This window comes from Nocardia sp. NPDC003345, assembly GCF_053589395.1.
The window spans coordinates 1-6,302 of the sequence record NZ_JBSFRU010000357.1 but is presented as its reverse complement, the minus strand read 5'-3'; the positions used below and the strand labels follow the sequence as shown (position 1 = coordinate 6,302).

The window sequence follows — 6,302 nt, the reverse complement described above, 5'->3', positions numbered from 1 at the left end:
GCCTTGGCGTGTGGGGTCACGTTCTTGCCTTGGCGTGTGGGGTCACGTTCTTGCCTTGGCGTGTGGGGTCACGTTCTTGCCTTGGCGTGTGAGGTCACCTCCTCGCCTAGGCGTGTGAGGCCACCTCCTCACCTAGGCGGACGAGATCACCTCCTCACCCACATGAGCGAGGCCACCTCCCGACGCCCTCGAAGGGTCCGGCCCGCGACGCTCAGGGGGCCGAACCTCGCGCGGCGGAGCCGCGCCAATAAACTCAGCGGATGCGAGTGGCTGTCGTCGCCGGTCCCGATCCGGGTCATGCGTTTCCCGCTATCGCGCTGTGCCTGCGGTTTCTGGAGGCCGGTGATGAGCCGGTCCTGTTCACCGGGCCCCGCTGGTTCGATGCCGCGCGGGGCGCGGGAATCGGGGTGCGCCGGTTGAAGGGGTTGGCGCCGCGGCCGATGGACGACGATGCCGATGCCGGGGCGCGGATTCATCAGCGCGCGGCCTATATCTCGACCGAGATCCTGCCCGAGCTCGGCGCCATGTTGCCGGAACTGGTTGTCTCCGATGTGCTCACCGCCGGTGGTGGGATGGCCGCGGAACGGTTGCGGGTGCCGTGGGTGGAGCTGTCTCCGCATCCGCTCTACCTGCCGTCGAAGGGACTGCCGCCCATCGGGAGCGGGCTGGCGCCGGGGATCGGGATGCGGGGCCGGGTGCGGGATTCGGTGTTGCGTACGTTCACGGCGCGTGCGGTGCGCGCGGGGGAGCGTCAGCGTGAGATGGCGCGGGTGGGGGTGGGGTTGCCCGCGGCCGATCCGGGCCCGGCGGCCCGCCTCGTCGCGACCTTGCCCGCGTTGGAGGTGGAGCGCCCGGACTGGCCGGTGGAGGCGGAGCTCGTCGGGCCGTTGCTGTGGGAGCCCACCGATCGGCGGCTGGAGTTGCCGCCCGGTGACGGGCCGCTGGTGATGGTGGCGCCGTCGACGGCGCATACCGGTGTCGCGGGGATGGCCGAAACGGTGTTGTCGGCGCTGGAGGGTGCCGGGGTCCGGGTAGCGGTCTCGATGCTCGACGACCCGCCGCGTCCGCTGCCGGACTGGGCGACCGCGGGGCTCGGTCGTCAGGATGAACTGCTGCGGCACGCCGCCGTGGTGGTCGGTGGGGGCGGGCACGGCCTGCTGGCGAAATCGTTGTCGGCGGGGGTGCCGGTGGTGACTGTGCCGGGCGGCGGCGATCAGTGGGAACTGGCCAATAGAGCCGCTCGTCAGGGATCGTCGCTGCTGGTCCGTCCGTTGACGGCGGAGGCGGTGCGCGCGGCGGTCTTGCGGATACTGGACGAACCGGGCTTCACCGCGGCGGCGCGGTCCGCGGCGACCGGTGTGGCGGATGCGGCCGACCCGGTGGCGATCTGCCATCGTGTGCTGGACGGTGTGCGCGCGCACTGACCGCGCCGCTGCCGCTCGCGCCGGGGCGGGTATCTTGTGCACGGTGCGGTTGACGGAATTCCAGGAACTCTTGCACACCGAATTCGGCGTGGCCCGGGGCGATACTCTGCTCAGTGATCACGTCATCCTCGCCCTCGACAGCCGGACCGGTGCTGCCGCGATCGAAGCCGGAGTCGATCCCCGTGAGGTCTGGCGCGCGCTGTGCGCCGAATTCGATGTCCCGCGTGCGCGGTGGTGACCGGAGCGGGATCGGATCAGCTTCTGCGCGCCTGGTGGCGTGCGGCCTTGGCGCGGTTGCCGCAGGTGGCCATCGAATGCCAGCGGCGGGTGCCGTTCTTGGATGTGTCGTAGAAGAACAGGATGCAGTCCGGATGCGCGCAGCGGCGGATCCGGGTGGGCGCTTCGGCGAGCAGTGTGAGCAGGTTGTCGGCGGCCAGCCAGCCGGGCAGCCGGGCCGGGTCGTCGACCTCGGGTGAATCGAGGGGGCCGGTGTCGGTGAGGCGCCGCCGGATCCGGCCGTGGTCGAGTACCTCGTTCAGGGCGTCGTAGGTTCCGTGGATGACGGTGTCGTAGATCGCGGTGCGGGCCGCCAGGGTGAATTCGAGTGCGCGTTCGTCGGCGGGGGCCTGCTCGGACAGTCCGGCGGAGTCCAGCCAGATTCTCAGCCCGGGTACATCGCTGAGCAGGTCTCGGGGGCCGTGCTCCATCCACCGCGTGTTCAGCAGGTCCAATGCCGGCGGTTCACCGAGGTGGGGGCGTGGATCGAGCATGCCTGAGGGTAACGGTCTCCTTTCCGGGTGGGAGTCGGCTCCACCAGTGTAACTGTCTAAATCGATTTCAACGGTTGACGTTGAGGGTTCGGCGTCCTACGGTTCTAACCGTTGATAAGAATTTCAACGGTTACTACTCAGGAGGTCGACCATGACCGCAGTTCTTGCCCCGCGTCTCGCCACCGGGCATATCGGATTGAACGTCTCCGAACTGGACCGCTCGCTGACCTTCTACCGCGATGTCCTGGGTTTCGAGCAACTCGCGGCCGGTACCGACGCCGACCGGCGGTGGGCTTTTCTCGGAATCGACGGCGCGCTGACACTGACGCTGTGGCAGCAGAGTGCGGGAGAGTTTCCGGTGGATCGGCCCGGGCTGCACCATCTCTCGTTCCAGGTGCCCTCGCTCGATCAGGTCCGCCGAGTAGAGGCGGCATTGACCGCGCGGGCGGTCACCTTCCTCTACGACGGCGTGGTCGCGCACGGTGAAGGGGCGGGTTCCGGCGGTATCTTCTTCACCGATCCCGACGGAATCAGGCTCGAGGTGTACGCGCCCGCGGGCGCCGAGTCCGCGCCCGCACCCAGTGGCGCGGCCCCGGCCTGCGGGTTCTTCTGAGCGATCGGGTCGATTCGCGATGAGTGTCTTTCATCCGGGAGAACGTGCGGTGCAGCGGCGGGCGGGGCAGCGTGAGATCGCCGAGCGGGTCGGGCGCACCATTCACACCGTGGTGCCCGATGCCGCCGCGCATTTTCTGGCCGGACAGCCGATGGTGGTACTCGCCGCGGCCGATGATTCGGGCCGGCCGTGGGTCACCCGGCTGACCGGGCCTCCGGGATTCCTCCGGGTGCCCGACTCCCGCACGATCGAGATCGCGGCGGTCCCCGAGGTGGGAGATCCGCTTGCGGCGGCCACGCCGCGGCAACTGGGACTGCTCGCGATCGAACCCGGGCGCCGCCGGCGGATGCGTGCCAATGGCGCGGTGCGGCGGGTCGGCGGCCGGCTGCGGATCACCGTGGACCAAGTCTACTCGAACTGTCCGAAATACATCGCGCGCCGGTATGTGGTCGGCCCGGAGATAACGGTCTCCCCGGATATGCGGGTGCGGTCCGGTGCCGCGCTGAGTCCCCGCCAGCAGCGCGCGGTCGCGGCGGCCGATGCCTTCTTCGTGGGGAGTGTGGACGCGGAAGGCCGGGCCGACGCTTCACACCGTGGCGGAAATCCGGGCTTTCTGCAGGTGCGTTCGCCCTCGAGGTTGTACTGGCCGGAATACCGGGGCAATTCGATGTTCATGACGCTCGGCAACATCGCGGTCGAGCCCCGCTGCGGTCTCCTCGTTCCGGACTGGGAGACCGGCGGCATGCTGCAGCTCACCGGCAGGGCCGCCGCGGTGTGGCACGGAGGTGACGGCTCCGGCTCGGCCGATTCCGCCCGGCCCGGTGGCGTGGAGTTCAGCGTCGACGCGGTGGTCGAACATCCGGCCGGTCCGCTGCGCTGGACTTCTCCGGAGCTGTCGCCCGCGAACCCTTGAATCGATTCATCCACGAGAGGAACGTCCATGCGACCACCCCTGCCCCCGTTCGACGCCGAGACCGCCGCGGTAAAGGTGCGTGCGGCCGAGAATGCCTGGAACACCCGCGACCCGGAGCTCGTCGCCGCGGCCTATACCGCCGATTCCGTCTGGCGGAACCGGGACGAATACTTCACCGGACGGCGTGCCATCGTCGAGTTCCTGACGCGGAAATGGGCGAAGGAGAACGGCTATGCCCTGCGCAAGGAGTTGTGGGCGTACTCCGGTTCCCGTATCGCCGTGCGATTTCAATACGAGTGGTACGACGAGGCCGGGCAGTGGTGGCGCAGCTATGGGAACGAGCAGTGGGAGTTCACCCCGGACGGTCTGATGGCGCGCCGGGAGGCGAGTATCGACGATGTCCCGATCGCGGCCGCGCAGCGGCGGATCCACGGCACCCGCCCGGAAGGGGACGAGACCGGATTGCCGCAGTGGTGATCAGGTCGTGGGCCCGTGTGACGACGCGCGGGCGCGTGGCTTGACTCGAACATCTGTTCGTCTAGGCTGAGGCCCGAACTTGTCGGTGCCGCCCTCTACTGTGGGCGCCAACCACACCAACCACCACCCGGTGAAAAGGGGAGACACAATGGCGCCACAGCCCTACGACCGTGACAAGGCCCTCGAGCTCGCGCTCGCGCAGGTCGAGAAGAGTTTCGGCAAGGGTGCGGTGATGCGCCTCGGGGAAGAGGCCCGCCAGCCGGTATCGGTGATCCCGACCGGTTCCATCGCCCTCGATGTCGCCCTGGGTATCGGCGGTCTGCCCCGCGGGCGGATCGTGGAGGTCTACGGCCCGGAATCCTCGGGTAAGACCACCGTGGCGCTGCACGCGGTCGCCAACGCGCAGGCCCTGGGTGGCGTGGCCGCGTTCATCGACGCCGAGCACGCCCTCGATCCCGATTACGCCGCCAAACTCGGTGTCGATACCGACGCCCTGCTGGTCTCCCAGCCGGATACCGGTGAGCAGGCCCTGGAGATCGCCGATATGCTCGTGCGCTCCGGCGCCATCGACATCATCGTCATCGACTCGGTCGCCGCCCTGGTGCCCCGTGCCGAGATCGAGGGCGAGATGGGCGACAGCCATGTCGGTTTGCAGGCCCGGTTGATGAGCCAGGCGCTGCGTAAGATGACCAGCGCCCTGAACAATTCCGGCACCACCGCGATCTTCATCAACCAGCTGCGCGAGAAGATCGGTGTCATGTTCGGTTCTCCCGAGACCACCACCGGCGGTAAGGCGCTGAAGTTCTACGCGTCCGTGCGGCTGGATGTGCGCCGGATCGAGACGCTGAAGGACGGCAGCGACGCCGTGGGCAACCGGACCCGGGTCAAGGTGGTGAAGAACAAGGTTTCGCCGCCGTTCAAACAGGCCGAATTCGATATTCTCTACGGCCACGGCATCTCCAAGGAGGGGTCGCTGATCGATATGGGTGTGGAGCACGGGTTCATCCGGAAATCCGGCTCTTGGTACACCTATGAGGGCGATCAGCTCGGGCAGGGCAAGGAGAACGCGCGCAAGTTCCTGCTCGAGAACACCGATATCCGGGACGAGGTCGAGAAGAAGATCAAGGAGAAGCTGGGGATCGGCGCGGATGTGACCGCGACGGAGGAGACCCCGGCCGATTTCTGACGCGATGGACGAACGAGACGCAACCCGCTCGGGCGACCCCGATCCGGTGGCACATATGCGGCGGCGTCTCGAGGAACTCCTGGCCGCCGGTGGGAGAGTTACCGGTACCGCCCGGGGTACCCGGCCGGAGGGGTCCGATCCGCAGCGGACCCCTCCGGCCGGCGCCCGGGAACCGGATGTCGTACCGGAGAGCGGGCGGTCCCGCCGGGCGCGGCGCGGTACCCACGGCCGGGACGAGGACGAACCGGGTGGGACCGTCGAGCAGGCGAAGGAGGCCTGCCTGCGATTGCTCGCAGTCCGGGCGCGCAGCCGGGCCGAACTGGCCCGGCGCCTGGCCACGAAAGGCTATTCGGAGCCGGTGGCCGAGACCGCGCTCGAACGATTGACCGAAGTAGGGCTGATCGACGACGCCGACTTCGCCCGGCAGTGGGTGCGGGAACGGCACGGCTTCTCCGGTAAGGGAAAGCGCGCGCTGGCCCAGGAACTGCGCCGCAAGGGCGTCGCCGCCGAAGATGCCGAGTCCGCGCTGGAAACCGTGACCGCGGACGATGAATACGACCGCGCCGTCGAGCTGGTACGCCGCAAGCTGCGAACCCTGCCCGCGGATCTGGACCGGGAGAAGGCGCTGCGCCGGCTGGTCGGTATGCTCGCCCGCCGCGGCTACGGCCACCAGGTGGCGTATTCGGTGGTCAAGGCCGAATGGGACGCCGCGAATCCCGGGGCCGTCGCCGACGAACCCCCGCCGGTCGACTGACCCCGGCCGGCCTCGTCGTGGCCGGCCGGATGGCACGGCGGCCGGGGCCGAAGTCCGGGCGGTGCCGGAATATCGCGGTGGCCCGGAGCATCAAGCCTGATCTTCGACGGGGTCTTCGATCGGTTCCCGGCGCTGCGCATCGTCTTCGTGGAGCATGCCTTCACC

General features: G+C 68.8%; 7 protein-coding genes and 1 pseudogene. 7 read left to right on the top strand and 1 reads right to left on the bottom strand.

Annotation, left to right across the window (positions count from 1 at the left end):
* Positions 1-260: 260 nt before the first annotated feature.
* Both ACWDU1_RS27835 and ACWDU1_RS27830 read left to right on the top strand, forming a co-directional pair.
* On the top strand, positions 261-1,424 hold the full coding sequence (locus tag ACWDU1_RS27835; RefSeq protein ID WP_450002947.1) for a glycosyltransferase: 1,164 nt from the start codon (positions 261-263) through the stop codon (positions 1,422-1,424).
* Positions 1,425-1,467: 43 nt separating this feature from the next.
* A complete protein-coding gene (locus ACWDU1_RS27830; RefSeq protein WP_450002946.1) occupies positions 1,468-1,662 on the top strand; it encodes a DUF3046 domain-containing protein in 195 nt (64 codons plus the stop codon).
* A gap of 16 nt (positions 1,663-1,678) precedes the next feature.
* Here ACWDU1_RS27830 and ACWDU1_RS27825 read toward each other — a convergent pair whose 3' ends face one another.
* Entirely contained in the window at positions 1,679-2,194 is a 516-nt protein-coding gene (locus ACWDU1_RS27825) for a CGNR zinc finger domain-containing protein (protein ID WP_450002944.1), read from the bottom strand.
* Between the two features lie 151 nt (positions 2,195-2,345).
* Here ACWDU1_RS27825 and ACWDU1_RS27820 point away from each other — a divergent pair, with 151 nt between their 5' ends.
* From ACWDU1_RS27820 to recX, 5 genes and pseudogenes are all read left to right on the top strand, one after another.
* On the top strand, positions 2,346-2,807 hold the full coding sequence (locus tag ACWDU1_RS27820; protein WP_450002943.1) for a VOC family protein: 462 nt from the start codon (positions 2,346-2,348) through the stop codon (positions 2,805-2,807).
* A gap of 19 nt (positions 2,808-2,826) precedes the next feature.
* Positions 2,827-3,720, top strand: coding sequence for a pyridoxamine 5'-phosphate oxidase family protein (locus ACWDU1_RS27815; protein ID WP_450002941.1), 894 nt, complete (start codon positions 2,827-2,829; stop codon positions 3,718-3,720).
* Between the two features lie 27 nt (positions 3,721-3,747).
* Entirely contained in the window at positions 3,748-4,197 is a 450-nt protein-coding gene (locus ACWDU1_RS27810) for a nuclear transport factor 2 family protein (RefSeq protein ID WP_450002939.1), read from the top strand.
* A 148-nt stretch (positions 4,198-4,345) separates the two neighbouring features.
* A complete protein-coding gene (gene recA, locus ACWDU1_RS27805) occupies positions 4,346-5,383 on the top strand; it encodes a recombinase RecA (RefSeq protein ID WP_280398913.1) in 1,038 nt (345 codons plus the stop codon).
* A gap of 247 nt (positions 5,384-5,630) precedes the next feature.
* Positions 5,631-6,137: pseudogene (recX, locus tag ACWDU1_RS27800) on the top strand (recombination regulator RecX); the annotation flags it as partial.
* Between the last annotated feature and the right edge of the window lie 165 nt (positions 6,138-6,302).